Annotated in this window: 15 protein-coding genes and 2 tRNA genes; 9 read left to right on the top strand and 8 right to left on the bottom strand. The window is 43.9% G+C overall.

What is annotated here, in order from left to right:
- The first annotated feature begins 291 nt into the window (after positions 1 to 291).
- Complete coding sequence (locus L3V27_RS04205) at positions 292 to 1,425, top strand: exonuclease SbcCD subunit D (RefSeq protein ID WP_237311093.1); 1,134 nt, start codon at positions 292 to 294, stop codon at positions 1,423 to 1,425.
- Positions 1,426 to 1,434: 9 nt separating this feature from the next.
- Positions 1,435 to 4,491, top strand: a complete 3,057-nt coding sequence (locus tag L3V27_RS04200) for an SMC family ATPase (protein ID WP_237311091.1) — start codon at positions 1,435 to 1,437, stop codon at positions 4,489 to 4,491.
- A 56-nt stretch (positions 4,492 to 4,547) separates the two neighbouring features.
- Here the strand turns inward: L3V27_RS04200 and L3V27_RS04195 are convergent, their stop codons facing one another.
- On the bottom strand, positions 4,548 to 4,928 hold the full coding sequence (locus L3V27_RS04195) for a cystatin domain-containing protein (protein WP_005396397.1): 381 nt from the start codon (positions 4,926 to 4,928) through the stop codon (positions 4,548 to 4,550).
- Between the two features lie 314 nt (positions 4,929 to 5,242).
- On the opposite strand from L3V27_RS04195, the gene L3V27_RS04190 reads away from it, so the two are divergent.
- Positions 5,243 to 5,776 (top strand): lipocalin family protein, encoded by a 534-nt coding sequence (locus L3V27_RS04190; RefSeq protein ID WP_104970757.1) that lies wholly within the window; start codon positions 5,243 to 5,245, stop codon positions 5,774 to 5,776.
- A gap of 198 nt (positions 5,777 to 5,974) precedes the next feature.
- Here L3V27_RS04190 and L3V27_RS04185 read toward each other — a convergent pair whose 3' ends face one another.
- The 5 genes from L3V27_RS04185 to L3V27_RS04165 all read right to left on the bottom strand — a co-directional run bounded on the left by L3V27_RS04185 (position 5,975) and on the right by L3V27_RS04165 (position 10,757).
- Positions 5,975 to 6,970 (bottom strand): succinylglutamate desuccinylase/aspartoacylase family protein, encoded by a 996-nt coding sequence (locus tag L3V27_RS04185; protein ID WP_046875374.1) that lies wholly within the window; start codon positions 6,968 to 6,970, stop codon positions 5,975 to 5,977.
- 108 nt (positions 6,971 to 7,078) lie between these two features.
- Positions 7,079 to 8,611 carry a putative basic amino acid antiporter YfcC gene (yfcC, locus tag L3V27_RS04180; protein ID WP_080936787.1) on the bottom strand — a complete coding sequence of 511 codons (1,533 nt, stop codon included), beginning with the start codon at positions 8,609 to 8,611 and terminating at the stop codon, positions 7,079 to 7,081.
- 203 nt (positions 8,612 to 8,814) lie between these two features.
- Positions 8,815 to 9,135, bottom strand: coding sequence for a cytochrome c (locus L3V27_RS04175; RefSeq protein WP_005396401.1), 321 nt, complete (start codon positions 9,133 to 9,135; stop codon positions 8,815 to 8,817).
- Between the two features lie 79 nt (positions 9,136 to 9,214).
- Positions 9,215 to 10,219: a low-specificity L-threonine aldolase gene (gene ltaE / locus L3V27_RS04170; RefSeq protein ID WP_237311089.1), complete on the bottom strand. Its 1,005-nt coding sequence runs from the start codon at positions 10,217 to 10,219 to the stop codon at positions 9,215 to 9,217.
- Positions 10,220 to 10,241: 22 nt separating this feature from the next.
- Positions 10,242 to 10,757, bottom strand: a complete 516-nt coding sequence (locus L3V27_RS04165; RefSeq protein WP_237311088.1) for an NUDIX hydrolase — start codon at positions 10,755 to 10,757, stop codon at positions 10,242 to 10,244.
- A gap of 268 nt (positions 10,758 to 11,025) precedes the next feature.
- Between L3V27_RS04165 and L3V27_RS04160 the strand changes: the two genes are divergently transcribed.
- The 6 genes from L3V27_RS04160 to dld all read left to right on the top strand — a co-directional run bounded on the left by L3V27_RS04160 (position 11,026) and on the right by dld (position 17,774).
- Entirely contained in the window at positions 11,026 to 12,687 is a 1,662-nt protein-coding gene (locus L3V27_RS04160) for an ATPase RavA domain-containing protein (protein WP_005396405.1), read from the top strand.
- Between the two features lie 9 nt (positions 12,688 to 12,696).
- Complete coding sequence (gene viaA / locus L3V27_RS04155; RefSeq protein ID WP_237311087.1) at positions 12,697 to 14,151, top strand: ATPase RavA stimulator ViaA; 1,455 nt, start codon at positions 12,697 to 12,699, stop codon at positions 14,149 to 14,151.
- A 206-nt stretch (positions 14,152 to 14,357) separates the two neighbouring features.
- Positions 14,358 to 14,431 (top strand) — tRNA-Cys (locus L3V27_RS04150).
- A 37-nt stretch (positions 14,432 to 14,468) separates the two neighbouring features.
- Positions 14,469 to 14,544: transfer RNA gene (locus L3V27_RS04145), tRNA-Gly, on the top strand.
- Between the two features lie 236 nt (positions 14,545 to 14,780).
- Positions 14,781 to 15,683 (top strand): LysR family transcriptional regulator, encoded by a 903-nt coding sequence (locus L3V27_RS04140; RefSeq protein ID WP_237311086.1) that lies wholly within the window; start codon positions 14,781 to 14,783, stop codon positions 15,681 to 15,683.
- Positions 15,684 to 16,067: 384 nt separating this feature from the next.
- Positions 16,068 to 17,774 carry a D-lactate dehydrogenase gene (dld, locus tag L3V27_RS04135; RefSeq protein ID WP_237311085.1) on the top strand — a complete coding sequence of 569 codons (1,707 nt, stop codon included), beginning with the start codon at positions 16,068 to 16,070 and terminating at the stop codon, positions 17,772 to 17,774.
- Positions 17,775 to 17,914: 140 nt separating this feature from the next.
- On the opposite strand, the gene L3V27_RS04130 is transcribed toward dld, so the two are convergent.
- The gene (locus L3V27_RS04130) at positions 17,915 to 18,223 is read right to left on the bottom strand and encodes an AzlD domain-containing protein (RefSeq protein ID WP_124007969.1); all 309 of its coding nucleotides are present in this window, start codon (positions 18,221 to 18,223) and stop codon (positions 17,915 to 17,917) included.
- Positions 18,220 to 18,951: an AzlC family ABC transporter permease gene (locus tag L3V27_RS04125; protein WP_012842210.1), complete on the bottom strand. Its 732-nt coding sequence runs from the start codon at positions 18,949 to 18,951 to the stop codon at positions 18,220 to 18,222. Before L3V27_RS04125 ends, L3V27_RS04130 begins: the two co-directional genes overlap by 4 nt.
- Between the last annotated feature and the right edge of the window lie 129 nt (positions 18,952 to 19,080).

Below are 19,080 nucleotides of genomic sequence, written 5' to 3'. Positions count from 1 at the left end.
CTTTTAATGGTTTAAATGTGACGGTTATGTTTACTCGAGACCATCACTTAATGTTGCTTAAAAGGTGTTTATACAACGTTCTTCTCGCTTTCCGGTGAAATAGTGAACCATAGAACATAAACTACATGAAAAGCTGTTCGACTCAAGATATCCTAACCCAAATTAAATAAATTGAGCTTTGGTTTGTGCCAGATTCAGCCAGTCACGTAATACTCTGATGTTTACACGGCTGAAATTCGGATTCTTGCAGGAGCAAACCTTGCTTAAAGATTTGGCGGAAAGTGAATTCGAATGAAGTTTATCCACACCTCAGATTGGCATCTTGGTCGACAATTCCACAATGTATCACTACTCGAAGATCAACAAGCAGTACTCGAACAACTGATTAACTATATTGAACACAACCCCGTCGATGCCGTTGTAGTGGCGGGAGATATTTATGACCGTTCGGTGCCACCAACGGTTGCAATAGAACTGCTAAATCGAGTCGTGAAGCGTATTTGTACTGAACTGAAAACACCGATGATATTGATATCTGGCAACCATGATGGTGCAGAACGATTAGGTTTTGGCTCAGAGCAAATGAAAAATGCAGGCCTTCATATTGTTAGTAACTTTGAAGATATGCTAACTCCCATCATCATAAAAACGGACTCTGCGGGTGAGGTAGCGTTTTATGGCATGCCTTATAACGACCCTGAACAGGTCAGATTTGCCTACAAAACCTCGGTATCAACTCATGATGAGGCACATCAACTGCTTGTAGAGCAAATAAGAGAGCATTTCATTTCAGAGCAAAGGCGTGTTCTCGTTAGCCACTGTTTTGTTGATGGTGCTATTGAGTCTGACTCTGAACGACCACTATCTATTGGTGGCTCTGATCGCGTAAGTCATGAGCATTTCTTAGATTTCGACTACGTCGCACTTGGTCATTTACATCAGCCTCAGAAGAAAGGCGCAGAGCATATCCGTTATTCTGGTTCACTTATGAAGTATAGTTTTGGTGAACAGAACCAGAAGAAAGGCTTCACGTTAGTCGAACTAGACAAGAAAGGATTTGTCTCTGCTAAACATATTGAGCTAATTGCCCCTCATGAAATGCGCATTGTTGAGGGAGAGCTAGATAAAGTCATAGAGCAGGGCAAGACTGACCCTAAAAATGAAGATTATTTGTTCGTTCGTTTGATGGATAAACATGCGATTTTAAATCCAATGGAAAAGCTTCGTTCGGTGTATCCAAACGTTTTACATCTTGAGAAACCGGGTATGTTAATTGGGGTAGAGCAGGAAATGGCGCAAGCAAAGTTGGCCCGAAGCGAAATTGATATGTTCCGAGACTTTTTTATTGAGGCACAAGATAGTCAATTATCCCAAGAGCAAGAACAAGCCGTTACTGACATTATTAAGCAATTATCACAGCAATAGGGACCAAAGATGAAACCAATTAAACTTACCATGCAAGCCTTTGGTCCGTTTGCAAAAACCGAAGTCATTGACTTTGAAAAGCTTGGCCGTAACCCTCTGTTTTTGATTAATGGTCCTACAGGCTCAGGTAAAACGTCGATCTTAGATGCCATTTGCTTTGCCCTTTACGGTGAAACTACCGGTAATGAGCGGCAAGGCATCCAGATGCGATGTGACTTATCGGCGCAAGACTTACCAACCGAAGTCGTTCTAGAATTTTCGTTACATGGCAAACAATACCGAGTTGTGCGATCTCCAGAGCAGGAAGCGCCCAAAGCGCGTGGTGAAGGGATGACGGTAAAAAAGCACACTGCGGCTCTTTATGAACTCGGCGAGACCGAAAAGCTCATCACTAGCAAGACGACTCAAGTTAAAACAGAAGTGAGCAATATTATTGGTTTGAATGAAACGCAATTTCGCCAAGTAATGGTATTGCCTCAAGGAAAATTCCGGGAGCTGTTGCTTGCTAGTTCTAAAGAGCGCGAAGAAATTTTTGGTCAGCTCTTTCAAACGGACATATATAAAAAAATTGAGTACGCGCTCAAAGATAAAGCGAGCGCAATCAGTAAAGCGAAAGATGAATTTGATAATCAAATTCGAGGCGCTTTACAAGTTGCAGGAGTGAGTTCAGAGCAGGAATTATTACACCAGCTCGAACAAGCAACTGAGCAGCTAGAGGTCGATAGAAAGAAAGAACAAGCTTCGTTAGATAAGCTAAATATTGCTAAATCTGAATTGCAAAAAGCGGAAACTATTAATGGAGAGTTTTCGAAACGAGAGCAAGCAGAAAACGCACTCAAGCTGCATCTAGAACACTCAGACTCGATAAAAGTTCGTCAACAGCAATTAGAAAATGCTAAAAATGCCAATAAGATAGAATTACCCTACGTCTCATTACAAAATGCAAAAACTCAAACTCAAGAGCTCAGACAAAAAATCGTAGCTTTGAAAGAGAGCCTTGATAAAGCCAATGCTGTTACGAAAGAAAAAGAAAACTTGCAGCAAAGTGCAAAAGAAGCCGCGGCAAAAGTCCCACAGTTAACGCAACTGCAGTATCAACTTGAAAGCATGAAAGACAAGTTGCTTGAAAAAGCCAACTTGGAAAGAAAAATAACGGCAGGTCATCAACAAAAGCAACAATTTGAAGCAACGTTAAAACAGTACATAGAGCTGAAAGACAAGTTGGCGTTTCAGGCGCAACAGGGCCAGAAAGATCTAGAGCAAGCCCGAGTAGATGTTGCGCTTGTTGGCAGCATCGATGCGGAAATAAAACAAAAACAACGACTACTACAGGATCTACAAAAGCTGCATGGTCTTACTTTGGAGCTCTCTAAACTCACGGCGTTAACCGTAAGCAAGCAGCAGTCATTACAGGAGGCCAGTCAGCGCTATATGCAGTGTCAACAAGCCGCTGATACGATAGAGCTTAAGTGGCACAACGCTCAAGCGGCAGTATTAGCGCAGCGACTAAAGGCAGGTGAAGCATGTCCGGTATGTGGCAGCCAAGCGCATCCTAACCCTGCGACGTTTGTTGAAGAAGTCGTTACAAAAGAGCAAGTTCAGGCTGCCAGAGTGAAAGAAAGAGAAGCTCAAACCTCACTGAACCAGCTAAGTAATCAGCAAGAACAACATAACGTTGTCATTATTCAGCATCAGAATCAAATCGACCAGTTGAAAGAAGAGCTTGGTGAGCATGCAGCATCTGAGATCTCGACGGTTCAAACTGAGTTGCAGGCGCTTAATGATCAACTTCTACGTCTACAATCTATTGATATTGAAAAGCTAGAAAAGAACGTTGAACAGCTTAATCAACGCTGCTTAGTGGGTGAAAATAAAATTCATGAGTTGCAGAATCAAATGGCGGCAAATGAATCAACCGTTCAAGCAAACCAAGAACAATTGACTCAATTACAAGCTTCCATTGATCCGAAATACAGTTCCGTTGATGCACTTGAGCGTGACATTTTGCTCACAAAAGAGCAAATTCTGACCTTGAATACAGGTTTAGAAAAGGCGCAAAACGCTTTGCAGCAAGCGGTATTAGCGCAATCGAATGCTGAAAGTCAGTTAGTGACGAACAAGCAGTGGCTATCTGAGTCAGAACAAAAGCTTAGCCAAGCAGAATTAGCGTGGAATGAGGCATTACAGGCGAGTAAATTTGAGGATGAAAGCAGTTATCTAAATAGCAGAGTGACAGATGATGAGCTTCAAGCGTGGCAGAAAGAAATAGACAACTTCAAACAGACACAAACCAAGCTTGAACAAACACTACATGATTTAAACCATGCATTGAAAGCGCTTGAAAGACCGGACTTGGATTCGCTTAACGACAGCTTAACCACTCTGCAGGCGCAGTATATTGAAGTAAGGAATCAGCTCGATACCACGCGCTCAACCTTTGAGCGAATTGAAAAAGTTCGTAAAGATATTGATACGCTGCATGAGAAAAATAGTAAGTTAGAAGAAGAGTACAAAGTGTTTGGTACGTTATACGACGTTGCCAGCGGTAAAACAGGCAGCAGGGTTAGCCTGCATCGCTTTGTTCTTGGTGTACTGTTGGATGATGTGTTGATTCAGGCCTCTCAACGTTTAAGCCTCATGAGTAAAGGGCGCTATATTCTTGCTCGAAAAACAGAGGGCTTCAAAGGCGCTGCGGGTCGCGGCTTAGATTTAATGGTTGAAGATGGTTACACAGGAAAAACACGTGATGTTGCGACACTTTCCGGTGGTGAATCGTTTATGGCAGCGCTTGCTTTGGCGCTTGGCTTGTCGGATGTTGTGCAATCCTATAGTGGTGGTATCCGTTTAGACACTTTATTCATTGATGAGGGGTTCGGTAGTTTAGACCCAGAATCTTTGGATCTCGCGATTCAAACGCTAGTGGATTTACAACAGACTGGACGCATGATCGGTGTTATTTCTCACGTTTCTGAGTTAAAAGAACAAATGGCGCAGAGGATTGATGTTGAACCATCAAGAGTCGGTTCGACAGTATCGGTCAAATCTCAATGTAGCTTCGCTGTCTAATTCAGTTGCTATCACAAAACCCAAAGCCCCTATCTAGGGGCTTTCTTACTTAATCGCTACTGTTCGCAAAAGTGGCCTTCTTTTGGCGATTGGGTAATCGCATACTCACCATCTAGGTTGCGATAAACAACTGTATTCCAAATAGAGCCATCATCCAATTCAAACTCAATGGCATAGTTGACGCCGCTAACGATTTGCGCGTGAACGTTCAGTATTTGTTTGAACGACGCTATTGTGTCCATTCTTTTCAAAACAAAAGCCATTGCCTTTTGTGCATCAGGGGTAGCATTAAACTCATTCCACCCACCTGGCATGTTTCCTTGTGTATTACATACATCTGCCGAGGTTGTTAATTGTGTCGCTTGGCTTGGGTTTTCCTGCTGGCAACCTGCAAGCAATACCAAAAGTGCACAAACTGACACTGTTTTTAATTTCATAACAATAACCTCTGTCTATATCGCGACGTATTATAGGAGGGTGATATGACAGCGTATGTCTATATTGTGCAAAGTTTCTATATGCATACGGTTAAATGCTGACAAAATATACAAGTATGACCAACTTGTAAGTCAAACATAGAACAATATTGTTAGGGAATTGCTGACATAACGAGGTTTTGGTGTTCAGCATGCTATTGATAATGAAGAACTGTGATGTGTAGCTACGTACCTTTGGGACAGTGGTGCGACTTAGTGATCGATTTGCTACCTTCTACAGTAAAATCAATCACTAAATCAAATTTAGGTGTTGTATGAAATCGCTAAAAACATTATTACTTTTATCACTTGTTACTTTATTTGGCTGTACCTCTAAACCTGATGGGGTGGAGCCAGTTAACAATTTTGATTTAGAGCCTTATCTAGGCAAGTGGTATGAAATCGCACGGCTCGATCATTCGTTTGAGCGTGGTCTATCCAACGTTACGGCCGATTATCGGCTTCGCGAGGATGGTGGGGTTAAGGTGACAAACCGCGGATATTCAGAAGAAGATCAACAGTGGTCCGAAGCTGAAGGTAAAGCTTATTTTGTTGAAGACGAAACGGTTGCGCACTTAAAAGTCTCCTTTTTTGGGCCAATCTATTCTTCTTACATTGTGTTTGAGCTAGGTGAAAACTATGACTATGCGTTTGTCTCTGGTTACAACCACGATTACTTGTGGCTATTGTCTAGAACACCCAACGTTGATGAGAAAATCCTGGAGCGTTTTAAGCAGGTTGCTAAAGAGAAAGGTTTCGCGTTAGATGAGCTAATTCTCGTTGATCAAGAGAGTGGACGACAGTTTTAAGTTCATCAATGTGACTTCTAAAATCAACAGAAGCGAAGTTTCTGTCTCGCGGTTTTGAGTTTTGCTTGGAATATTTTTGTTACCTTGTAACCTCATGTGGTCAAAAATATAGCCCCATCATTTGTGATTACTCGTGATGGGGCTTATATAAATTTGAGTGAGCGTCGAAAGGTAGATCTATCGACAAACGGTTATGGTTTACTTAATCAAACGAACGATCAGAGAGCCAGGCGCCCGAATAGATTCCACATTGTGGCTGAGCACTGTACCACTTGTAGGGGCGGTGTAGCGCTCAACTTCAGTGCCAAAGCTGTCGTATTGAATCGCAACCAGTTGGCCTTGCTCGACAAAATCCATCAAACCGACATGAGGTAGTACAAAGCCGCCATGTGTCGCTTTCACACTGACGATCTCGTTTCCTTCCAAGCATGAAGTGATAGGCTCTATCTCACCTTCTACGACGTTATGCTGCTTCAACACATTAAAAATGCCTGATACGGTTCGACTAATGAGTTTTTGCTCTGTGTAGCGCCCCATACCCACTTCAACCGTAATGCTTGGGACACCATGGTTATTCCAAACTGTTTCAAGGACGCCTGCATCTCCGGGATCATTTAAAATCGCATCAGGATTAATGAGACGAGCCATTTCTAATGATTGCTCAATTCGGAAGTCTGCAAACACGTATAGTGGATAGGCCGCACCACTGGTTTGAGTGTGAAGGTCAATGGCTAAATCAGCATTTGGTTTGAGCAGATCATTCCACAATGCATATAAGTAGCGTTGTGCCTCATTGCCGTTTTGGTCACCAGGGAAAAAGCGGTTTAAGTTTGCAGGAGACGCATCCGGGTCTGCGGAATAGAAATCGCGGCTGTGGTTTAGCATACCTGGCATGTTAATGGTTGGAATAATAGTGACAGTACCAGCGACTTCAGTGCCAATGAGTTCTCTAGCGGTCTTCTGCGCTGCTAACACACCATTATATTCATCACCATGAACCCCTGCGGTGATCATGATTTTCTTGCCAGGTTTTTCACCTTTGAATACCAAAACAGGAAGATGTTGCCACTGAGAGATCGCGTTGGTCGCGATGCGGAACCAAAACTTATGCTCACCCGGACCTAGGTCTGCTACATTGAGAGATTGAATCACTTGATGACCTTGAATCATGTCATCGAGAAGTTGTGTTGCCATTAAAGTTACCACTCCAAAACCATAAGCCAATCTAAAACCTTAACGTCGCCATACGAAGAGTATTAATAAGGCGAGAACGTGTCTCGCCTTGTGCCAATTGATTTCGTTTTACGCAAACCCCATTATGTGAGCTGCGATAACGACGACACTCGACAGGGTAAAGAGTAATAGGATAAATCGCCAGCAGAATTTTGCCCAGTCACCCCAGTCGATGCGGCAGACACCAAGTGTTGCCATCAAGGATGCTGAAGTAGGGACGATAACGTTGGTAAAACCATCTCCAAGTTGGAATGACAAAACGGCAACTTGGCGCGTGACACCTGCAATATCCGCCAATGGCGCTAATAAAGGCATCGTCAGTGCCGCTTGTCCAGATCCGGAAGTAACGAAGAAGTTGAAGATAGATTGGAATACATACATTAACCATGCCGCAGCTACGTCAGGAAGCCCACTGATCACGCCGCCAGCACTGTTCAGAATAGAATTCAGTACACTCGCTTCATCGGTCGTACCGCCACCTAGGATAAGTAACACACCTTTCGCACAACCAACCAATAGAGCAGGAGCAAGCATAATAGCCGCCCCCTCTTTAAACGCATCGGCTGCGCAGTTGAGCGTCATACCGTTTAAGCGAAAAATCGTACCGATGATCGCGACAACAAAGCCCATAGTGAAGAATTGAGAAGCGATTTCTGGGATGTACCATGCGTTAGCCACTACGCCCCAAACAACCCATACTGTGGTAGCGATGACCGTAAGAATGACGAGTGTATCTCCGATATTCCAACGAGAATCTTGATTGCCAAGCTCTTGCTGACGGAAGTATTTGTCTGTGCGGTGACTGTAAGAAAGTTCTGGGTTTGACTTCACGCGAGCGGCGTAGATCATGGTGAAGGCGATACCGATTAACGTAAAGCCAGCCCATAACCCCATGCGCACTGTCATGCCGGATAAAACAGGTACTCCCGCAATACCTTGTGCAATAGCAACAGAGAAAGGGTTCATCCAAGATGTTGCGAAACCAATTTGAGTCGCCACGTAGGTCACCATTACCGTAGTGATACCATCGTAACCAAGGCGAACCATAAGCGGCGCGATAATAATCGCAAATGCTACGGCTTCTTCACCCATACCAAATACCGCACCGCCTAGCGAGAACAGCAAAAATAGCACTGGAATGAATAGTGCTTCGTTACCTTTGGTCTTATCGATAAGGCGCAGGATACCGTTGTCGATTGTGCCTGTGCGCATTACAACGCCGAAAGCACCGCCGATAACCAACATGAACATAATCACGCCGATCGCGCTGCCCCATTTAGAGCCAGAAACTAGCCCTTCGAAAGGGAAGTTCATCAGGCCAATGCCACCACCAGAAGCAAACAGGCCAACCTTGTTGTAAACCAATTCACCGTTTTCATCGGTTGCATAAGAGAATGAAGATGGATCAATAACCGTGCGTGTTTTTTCCGCACCATCGACCATATAAGTCACTTGCTGACTGTCAAAATGGCCAGCAGGAATTAAGTAGGTAAGAATCGCAGCGAGAATACCAACAATGAAGATCAAAATGAGGGTATCTGGCATCTGCCATGATTTGGGTGTAGCAACCGAGTCTGCTGGTTGCGCATGTGTGTGAGACATAACTTACTTCACGTTAAATTCAATGAAGCATGAAATATCAATAAACCAGAATAAAAAGTCAATATTAATGGAAATATTGAACTATAAATTCATCAAATATTTGAAGTGAAGTCATTATGATTATTTTACAAGCAAAGCTTGGTTAAATGTTTTGGCTCGGTTCGGGGGCTCACAAGCTCTTGTTGTGAGCCGAGATAAACAAATCATTTGTCTTGCGTCTGTTCTGCATAAAATGCAGCGACATCACGAAGATCCTCATCATTTAACATTCTTAACTGTGCGCCCATCATTTCGGCAAGCGGCCCTTTACGTTCGCCTGCTTGGTAAGACTTCATCGCATCGTATAGATACTGGGCATTTTGACCTGCAAGATTTGGATAGGCATCATTACCTGCGACGCCTGTTGCACCATGACAATAGACGCAGCTAGGGGATTTGATTTTACCTTTATCAGCATCACCAAAAGGCGCGGCATGGCTAGCGGAAGAGAAAATAAGAGAGGTTAGAAGTACAAATCTGAACATGAAGATTGTCTATTCGCTAAAAAGTCATATCGATACAATAAAGCTTCCCCTTAGGGGAAGCTCAATGATCAAAATCAAACTAAAGCAGAGATTTAATGCTTGATAAGAAATTGTCGATATCTTGCGCTGAAATGTCTTTATGAGTCACGAAACGAATGGGGTTTCCAGGTGTTATCGTGATATTTTGTTCCTTTAGTTTCGCAGCGATATTTACTATGTCCACTTGAGGATCAAGCTTCGCGAATACGATATTCGTTTGAACAAATTCAGGGTTGACTGAAAAACCAGGCAGTTCAGCTAAACCTTCCGCTAAGGTTTTTGCGTTGATATGATCTTGTTTTAGCTGTTCCACTTGTTCGGTAAGGGCAAGTTTGCCTGCTGCGGCAAGAATACCCGCTTGACGCATACCACCGCCGACCATCTTTCTTAAGCGACGTGCTTTTGCGATGTACTCTTTGCTACCAAGCAGTAACGAACCAACAGGGGCAGCCAAACCTTTCGACAGACAAATCGTCATTGAATCAAAATACTGACCGATTTCTTTTACCGAAACATCTAAAGCAACCGCTGCATTGAATACTCTTGCGCCGTCGAGATGCATCTTCAAATTGTTCTTATTCACGAAGTCACGAGCTTCTGCTAAGTAAGACAGAGGTAGCACTTTGCCATTAATCGTGTTTTCTAAGCTGAGCAGCTTGGTACGAGCAAAGTGACAATCATCTGGCTTAATCGCCGCTGCCAGTTTATCAAATGGGAGTGTGCCATCTGGGTTATTTTCGACTGGTTGAGGTTGAATTGACCCAAGTACTGCTGCGCCGCCAGCTTCGTACTTGTAGTTATGTGCTTGCTGCCCACACAGATATTCATCTCCGCGTTCACAATGCGCCATTAGGCCGAGCAGATTGGCTTGCGTGCCTGAAGTGGTAAACAAAGCCGCTTCGAATCCTGCAAGCTCTGCGGCAAACTCCTCAAGCTCATTGACCGTAGGGTCATCACCATAAACATCATCCCCAACGGGGGCCTTAAACATGGCCTCTCGCATGGCTTGGGTAGGCTGTGTAACGGTATCTGATCGAAAATCCATGAATGTCTCCTTGGTCAAAGTCCTAAATATATCCGCAAAGGCGCGCTTTGCTTAAACAAGCGATCGTTTTGGCATCGGTAATTGTGCCATCAACAATCTTGTCTTCGAGTTGTTGGAGTGACAAGGTAACAACCTCAATCACTTCATCTTCATCACATTCGTAACGGTTGGTTTGGCTGAGCTTCTCAGCAACAAATAGGTACTGTATCTCATCACAAAATCCGGCAAGGGGAGTGACTTGGCCGAGAGAGGTGAATTTTTCTGCACTATAGCCCGTTTCTTCTTCTAGCTCTCTTTTCGCGCAGCAGAGAGGGTCTTCATTGCCTTCTCTTGTACCAGCAGGAAGCTCCAAAAGCCATTTATTAAGTGAAGGGCGAAATTGATGGACAAGGACTATCTCTCCTTCCGTTGTAATCGGGAGAATCACCGCAGCGCCCGGGTGATGGATTGTGGTGTGCGTAATTGCCTGTCCTGTAGGAAGCATAACCTCTTCTTCAATCAGAGAAATTTGCTTCCATTTATGAATTATTTTGCTCATGCAGTTATTAACCCTAGCTGTTACCGCATTTTGACGTTTTTCGACATTAACCACAAATGGTGGGAAACAAAAGCAAAAAATGTTGCAACACGACGAAAGCGTTTGCACTTTCAGTGAGCTGTATCTCATAAATGGAAACTTTGATTGCTTGCTAAAGAAGGGGGTAAGCATCTGCTATAAGGGGAATTCAACAAAATACATTTGTAACAAAGTTATAACAAGTGTATAAAAATGTTAACGCAATACCAGTTCAGCAGCCGGAGAACGTATGACACAAACCTTATTTGCCTCAAATGCCGAAAAAGCGCTTCTCTCAGAACGCATCAACAAGTTGGCTAAAGCGTTAACGGATGGCGTTTATGAACGCGAACATACCATCAAGCTCTGCCTCCTTGCGGCACTTGCTGGTGAAAGTGTTTTTCTTTTAGGCCCACCTGGCATTGCAAAAAGCTTAATTGCCAAGCGACTTATCCAAGCGTTCGATAATAGCAGTTACTTTGAATACCTGATGACTCGATTCTCAACACCTGAAGAAGTTTTTGGGCCACTGAGTATTCAAGAACTCAAAGATAACGGTCGTTATGTTCGCTTAACTAAAGGGTATTTGCCAACCGCACAAGTCGTATTTTTAGATGAAATCTGGAAGGCGGGCCCCGCCATTCTGAATACATTGCTGACAGTGGTCAATGAGAAAACGTTCAAAAATGGCAGCGATATTGAGCGTGTGCCAATGCGTTTGTTGGTATCGGCTTCCAATGAACTGCCAGATGAAGACAGCGGTTTGGATGCACTCTATGACCGCATGTTGGTGCGCGTGTTTGTGAATCGAATTCAGAATAAACAAAACTTTAAGTCGATGTTGACGGTAGGCACGTCACAAGAGGCACAAGTGCCAGAAGGGCTAGCAATAACAGATGAAGAATATCATCAATGGCAACAGCAGCTCGACAAGCTGACGTTAACCGATAATGCATTCGAGAAGCTTTTCCAGCTTAAAACGATGTTAGAAAGCAAAGTCGAAGCTCAGTTTGGCGATGTCGCTAATACCGACATGTATGTGTCTGACCGCCGCTGGAAGAAAGCCGTGAAATTGCTAAAAGCGAGCGCGTTTTTTAATGGCCGCGATGAAATCAACCCACTTGATCTACTGTTGCTGCAAGATTGTTTATGGAACAGCCCTGAATCGCGAGACGTGGTACGCGAAGTGGTCCAAGAGTTCGCCCTAAAACATGCATTTGACCAACAAGACGCCGAACAGGAAATTGAATACTGTCGCGAGTCTTTGGTCGATGTTCAGCATGAGCTTGAAGATGCCTACCGCATGACGTTAACGTCTGAAGCGGCAACGGGTATTCTGCGCAAAGAAACCATGCGTTTTGATACCTCTAAAGCTAAGACCTACAAAGTTGGCGCAGCCGTTAACTTAGTTAAACTGGTTATTTTGCAAAGCAACATGTCGGTTTCAGAATCAGAGAAAGGCGATAGCCGCTGGGTTTACGTGCCAAAAGATGAACTAGACCGAGTCATCAAAGAAGGACACGGTGATGTGTATGGCTACGTCAATCAAAACACCAACATGTGTCGTTTACGATTTGATGTTGATGCCGCAAATAACCTAGTTATTCGTGATATCGCAAACCGAGGCATCCTGGTGAGCTTAGTGACTCAAGAGGGCTTGGATGTAGAGCTTTACCAAAAGTGGTTAACGCAGAGTGAAAAAGCCGTAAATCAACTCAGTGAAGCAGAGCACCATATGCGCAAGGTAAAAGCGAATTTTCATGATGCGCTTCCGCATAGCTTTGTTGATCCTGAATTACCACGCCTAATGGAGTCGAGTCTGCAGCAGGTCAGTCAGAGACTTGAGTCTATCCAAGCTGAAAGCGAGAAAGTTATCCAACGCTTTAAAAACTTACATCAGTTTTTCTCATAAGGAGACGACATGCTAGGTGCAGACGGACTTAACCTCGCGCTGATGGTAGCCGACTCTGGCATCATCGATAGTGCAGTTAATGATTTAATGGCGCGTTCACAAGTCATGATGATGGCAGAAAACCGAGGCGTTAAATCTTCAGTCAAAGGCCACTTATTAAAGTGGCGAGGCAGTGTTAAAAAACGGATTACCAAGGTATGTGAGACAGAGCGTTTCCAACAAGAGCTGTCTTTATATCAAGAGGTCATTCACTGGGATGAAGAGGCGTTTTTCGAAAACATCGAAGATGTGATTAAAAAGCTTGAGTGGCACTCCGCTTTTTATATGCAGGCTCGCCGAATGATGGAGAAGAACAAGGGGATGAATAATCCCATGTTCCCACATTACTTCTGTGATCAATGGTACCAAAGTCTAGCCGATGCGATTAAGCAAGCGCAAGTAAGCGAGCTTGAGGCCAATAAAGAGAAAGTGCTGAATGACCTGTATCAGCGTATGGAGACCATGCGTAATATGGATAAGGTCACGGAGTCGGGTGATGCTGAAAGTGTAGGGCGCTTATGGGATATGGCATCTGCCAAGTTGAGCAAAACTGACTTAACAGTGATGAAACGCCATGCGGAGTTTCTGAAGAAACATCAAGGCTTGCAAGAAATAGCCGAGCAACTTGGCCGTATGGCGGGGCAAGTGAATGATCCCGAACTTAACCGCGCGCCTACTGAAGAGCTACAAATGATCGAAGAGAAGAGTGATGAAGCGACAGATGATATTGTCGGCATTCACGAAAGCGATGATTTAAATAAGCTACTTCCCAACGAAACGATGTTTTTGGCGTATCCTGAACTCGAAGTCGTGTTCTATAAACACTTAGTCGATAAACGACTTATGAACTACCGTACACAAGGCAAATCGCGCACGTTACGTAAAGTTAAAGCTCACCGACCTGACAACAAAGCGGTAGATATCGAAAAAGGACCGTTTATTGTGTGTGTGGACGCGTCCGGCTCCATGAGCGGGTTTCCTGAGCAATGCGCGAAGGCTATGGCTTATGCTCTGATGCAAATTGCATTAGCGGAGCAACGTGATTGCTATGTCATTATCTTTTCGACGGAACACATTACGTACGAGCTAACCAAACAAGATGGTCTGCGCGAGGCGGCGGACTTTTTAACTTATAGCTTCCATGGTGGTACAGACTTAGAGCCAACTTTGATCAAATCTATCGACTTGATGAGCGGTGATAAGTACAAAAATGCCGATATGGTGGTCATTTCCGACTTTATCGCGCCAAAACAACAAGACGAGTTGCTTGCCAAAGTGGGTGCGCTTAAAGCGAAGAAAAACCGTTTTCACGCGATCAGCCTATCTAAATACGGAAACCCAGCATTAATGTCGATGTTTGATCACACGTGGTCTTATCATCCTAATGTTGTGGGCAGGTTGCTTAAACGGGTCGGTAATTACTAAGTGGCATTGAAATTCTATTGAGTAAAACGTACAGAAAGCTAGATTTATATTGCTTCGTTTTAAGCCGATAAGATCGAACTTTGGTCTAATTGGCTTAAAAGAAATCAAACAAACAGAAAATGAAAGATTTTTGTTTGACTATCTTCTCTCAATCCGTAAAGTAGCCACCAACGCAACGGGGAAGAGCCCTGAAGCGAAGTAAAAAAGGCGCCTTGGCAGAGTGGCTATGCAGCGGATTGCAAATCCGTGGACCTCGGTTCGACTCCGGGAGGCGCCTCCATTATTCTTTTGAGAGTGAATGGCTTTCGAGAATCAATGCGACACTAGCTCAGTTGGTAGAGCGCAACCTTGCCAAGGTTGAGGTCACGAGTTCGAACCTCGTGTGTCGCTCCAAATTATTAAGATATAGCAATTGCGGTATCTCGATGCCAAATGCATCAACTTAAAACCAGCGAAAGCTGGTTTTTTTGTATCTGAATATCGATAAATTTACGCCATCTCAATTTCTTGAACTGTGCGTATAACCCTTGTTTCTGTCGCGAGTTATGCTGTTAAGTATGATCCGATATTTCGCAGATTGACCAATATCCGTTTACAATATCGGTCTACAAAGGATTTGACGAAGAAGCATGAGAAATACCGACGATTACATCATTTTCTATCATCTGATCGAGCAAGGCTCATTCAGTGCTGCTGCAAGACACATGTCATTGACCAAATCGGTTGTCAGTAAACGCATCGCGAAGCTTGAGCAAGAGCTTGGTGTACAGCTTCTTTACCGAACAACGCGAACGTTAACGTTGACGGAGGCAGGGCGAGCGTTCTTTACTCATGCAAAAGCCGTTTATCAAGCGGTGGCAACGGCAGAAGAATCCATTGTGGGGTTGGGTAAGAATTTATCTGGAAACATTAAAGTTTCTGTACCCACTATCTCTGGTGAGTTAATTCTTCCTCAAGTGATCAATGAGTTTAATCAGAAATATCCTGACATCAATATCGACATGGATCTAGATAATCGTTTTGTCGATATCGTGAATGAACGCTTTGATTTGGCCATTCGAACGGGAGTGTTGCCAGATTCTAGCCTGATCGCAAGAAAGCTGGTGGATGCCAATTGGATTGTTTGTGCGTCACCTCAATACCTTGCTAAACATGGCATTCCTAAGCAACCTCAAGCCTTGGATAAGCACAATTGTTTGGTTTATTCCTACCAAGAAAACGGGGCGTGTGAGTGGTCGTTTAAAGAGGGAGACGAGGTGTATCAAATTACAGTCGACGGTAACCTCTGTACCAACAACTCTTCGGTATTGAGAAACGTCGCACTGTTGGGGCAGGGAATCATCTATGTGCCACGTGTCTTGGTTTATGAAGACTTAAAGCAAGGCCGCCTGATTCAACTGTTCAAAGACGAAACCGCCAAATGTTTGGGTATTTATGCAGTGTATCCTTACACTCGTCAACAACCAGAAAAAATCAAGATCTTCATTGATCATCTATACACCAGCTTTCAAAGTCAAAATCATCGATTTTAAGACAATAACTCAACACCAATCGTTATGTTGGTGTTGAGTTATTGTTTCCATCTTCATTTCTAATAATTCTTATAAATTTAGAAGCTTAAGCTTTCTCCTTGTTTTATCACTGATATTGATAACAAGATGCTGCGCACAACTGTTAACAAATGGTTTTGCTATTGTTTCTTTTAAGAAACGGTCTGTTTCTTGCGTTAAATTTTCCGAATGTGAAAGATAAGTGACAGAAAAATAAAAGAATTATTTTGTTTGTTGTCTATTGGTTAAGTGTTGCTCGCCTGCCTGACATAGACTCCGAGAAATGGACTGCTTATAGTGGCTCAAACGCCCATTACCGTCACTAAACGGTGATGTGAGCGAAGTACAATAACTAGAGATACGGATATGGAACAAAAGCAGCTGATTGACGAATTTAAAACTATCGTTGGGGAAGAAAATGTCCTAACCGACGAGGTTAAAACAAAATACTACCGTTCGGGTTTTCGCTCAGGTAGTGGCACTGCGCTTGCTATCGTGTTTCCTAATACTCTTGTAGAACAATGGAAGATCATTAAACAGTGCGTTGAAGCAAACTGCATTATTATTATGCAGGCTGCCAAAACAGGTTTAACAGAAGGCTCAGCTCCAAGTGGTAATGATTATGACCGTGATGTGGTCGTGATCAATATTACCAAAATCAAGAAGATTCACTTATTAGATGGCGGTAAGCAGGCAGTATGCTTGCCTGGTGCAAGTTTGCACTCATTGGAAAAAGAATTGAAGGCGGTGAACCGAGCGCCGCACTCTATCATCGGTTCTTCATCATTAGGTGCCACTGTGGTTGGGGGTATCGCCAATAACTCAGGCGGTGCGTTAGTCAAGCGTGGTCCTGCTTACACGGAGTTGGCGATTTATGCGCAGGTCGATAAGCAAGGCCAGTTACACCTGGTTAATCACCTTGGTATTGAAGGTTTAGGTGAAACGCCAGAAGAAATTCTGACAAACCTGCAAGAAGGAAACTTTGACCCAGCGAAGATCATTCATGACGAGCGAATGGCATCAGACAAAGAATACGATGAACGTGTTCGAGACGTGACTTCTGACATTCCTTCTCGCTTTAATGCCGATGAACGTCGTTTATTTGAAGCCAGTGGCTGCGCTGGTAAATTGGGTGTTTTCGCCGTTCGAGTTGATAGCTACCCAGTACCCGAAAAAGAGCAGGTTTTTTACCTTGGCACCAATGATCCTGCGAAACTGACGAAGCTGCGAAAAGATTTCTTATCTACGTTTGAGAACTTGCCTGAGATGGGAGAATACTTGCATCGAGATATCTTCAACATGGCAGAGAAGTACGGCAAAGACGTCTTTTTATCCATCGACTTGCTAGGCACAGATAAGCTGCCAAAAATGTTTGCACTTAAAGCTAAAGTAGAAAATGTCTTAGAGCGCGTCCCGTTTGTTAGTAAATACCTGCCAGACACCATTTTGTACTACGCGAGTAAGTTGTTCCCACAACATTTACCAGAACGAATGCTGGATTTCCGCGACAAGTATGAGCATCACCTGGTATTAAAAATGAGTGATAGTGGTATTGCTGAGGCGCAAAAATACCTCAATGAAGTTTGGGCTGTTGAAGATGACTGTGATTTCTTCGAGTGTACGCCGGAAGAGGGTAAAAAAGCTTATTTACATCGCTTTGCAGCAGCAGGTGCAGCAATTCGTTACGAGACGATTCACCGAAAAGACGTAGAAGACATCGTTGCACTTGATATCGCTTTGCGACGTAATGATGAAGAGTGGCTAGAAACTTTACCGGAAGAGGTGAGTAAGAACCTTGTTCAAGCGCTCTATTATGGTCACTTTATGTGTTATGTATTCCATCAAGATTACATTTTCAAAAAAGGGACCGACACGAAGTTGATGAAAAAGCTGATGCTAGAACACCTCAATAACCGTGGTGCTAAATACCCAGCAGAACATAATGTGGGTCACTTGTACGAAGCTGAAAATTCGCTGCAGAAGTTTTACCACGAGCTAGATCCAACCAACACCTTTAACCCTGGTATTGGCAAAATGGACAAATATAAGCGCAATTGTAACTGCTGTGCGTAATGTGCTATCTCACCGTGATTAATATCGTTGATCATCGTTAAAATAATGAGCATAAGACAAGCCCTGATGACACTCGTGACATCAGGGCTTCGTGTTTTGGGGCTTTTTATTGATGACTGGTATCGGCGTTGAAACAACGGTTAAAGAGCGCGTACCGCGGCGGCTGCGATGATGCCAGCTGCAATTGCGGGCAGAGGCTTTTTCACGATGAACATGACGACAGCAGTAGAAAAAAGTGCTGCTCTAGCACCGTAATCACCCTCAACCGCTAGTGGGGCTAAAAGGGCAACCAATACGGAACCTGACATCGCAGTGATGAAACGTTGAACCCGCTCGCTAATTGGAATAAATGACATAACATACACTCCGCCCCAGCGGGTTATGAGCGTGACTAACGCCATAGCGATGATGATAAGCAGTGTGCCACCTACGCTCGTTTCGATGTTCATGCTTTTTTCTCCTTCCAACAAGCACCTAAGACTCCACCAGTAATGGCGCCAACCACTACGTGGCTATTCTCTGGTAAATACCAGTACGCCAACATAGAAGAGGCTGCTGCTGTGGCCCAAATCGCAAAGATTCTTAAGTCTTTCGGCCCTGCCACCACCATAGACAGCAGGAAGCATCCCATAACCATATCGAGCCCGAGGCCCACCGGGTCTTTGATTGCGTTACCAAAATAAATGCCGATCCAGGTGCCAACAATCCAAAACGACCACATCGCTAAGCCGCCACCAACAAGCAAGCCAAAACCTGGTTCTTTTCTACCAAATGCATTGAGTGCCATTGCCCAGTTCGCGTCTGATGCTACTAGCATTACACCGTAACGTTTTGTCGGTGGGAGTTGTCGTAACCATGGATAAAGCGTAGCGCCCATCAAGAGGTGACGAGCATTAATAGCAAATACAGTAATAAGCACTGGAATCAGAGGTACTTCTGCTCCCCACATTTCTAGCGTGGCAAATTGTGAAGCACCGGCGAAGACCAGTGTGCTCATCAACATAGTGGGAAATACATCTAGTCCAGTTTGTACGGCGGCAACACCGAATGCGAGGCCAAATATGACCACAAACATGGACAGAGGTAAAAGTTGGGTGAAACCGTTCCACACGTCGACCCGAGTAAATTCGTGCAACTCAGATGAGGAACGCTGAAGATGTTGAGTATTTTCTGTCATAGAGATACCTAGCCAGCAGGCAAAAAGGGCAGTGCCATATGAATGCGTTTGTTATTCTTTTGTAAACTTCATGTTTAACATCAATTGAAAGGGCTTTCAAACACTAAGTGCTATATAAAAAACAAGTAT

The organism is Vibrio sp. J2-3(2022) (assembly GCF_021725735.1).
Lineage (GTDB): Bacteria > Pseudomonadota > Gammaproteobacteria > Enterobacterales > Vibrionaceae > Vibrio > Vibrio diabolicus.
The sequence above is the reverse complement of the archived record's forward strand: the minus strand, read 5'-3'. Positions and strand labels throughout refer to the sequence as shown.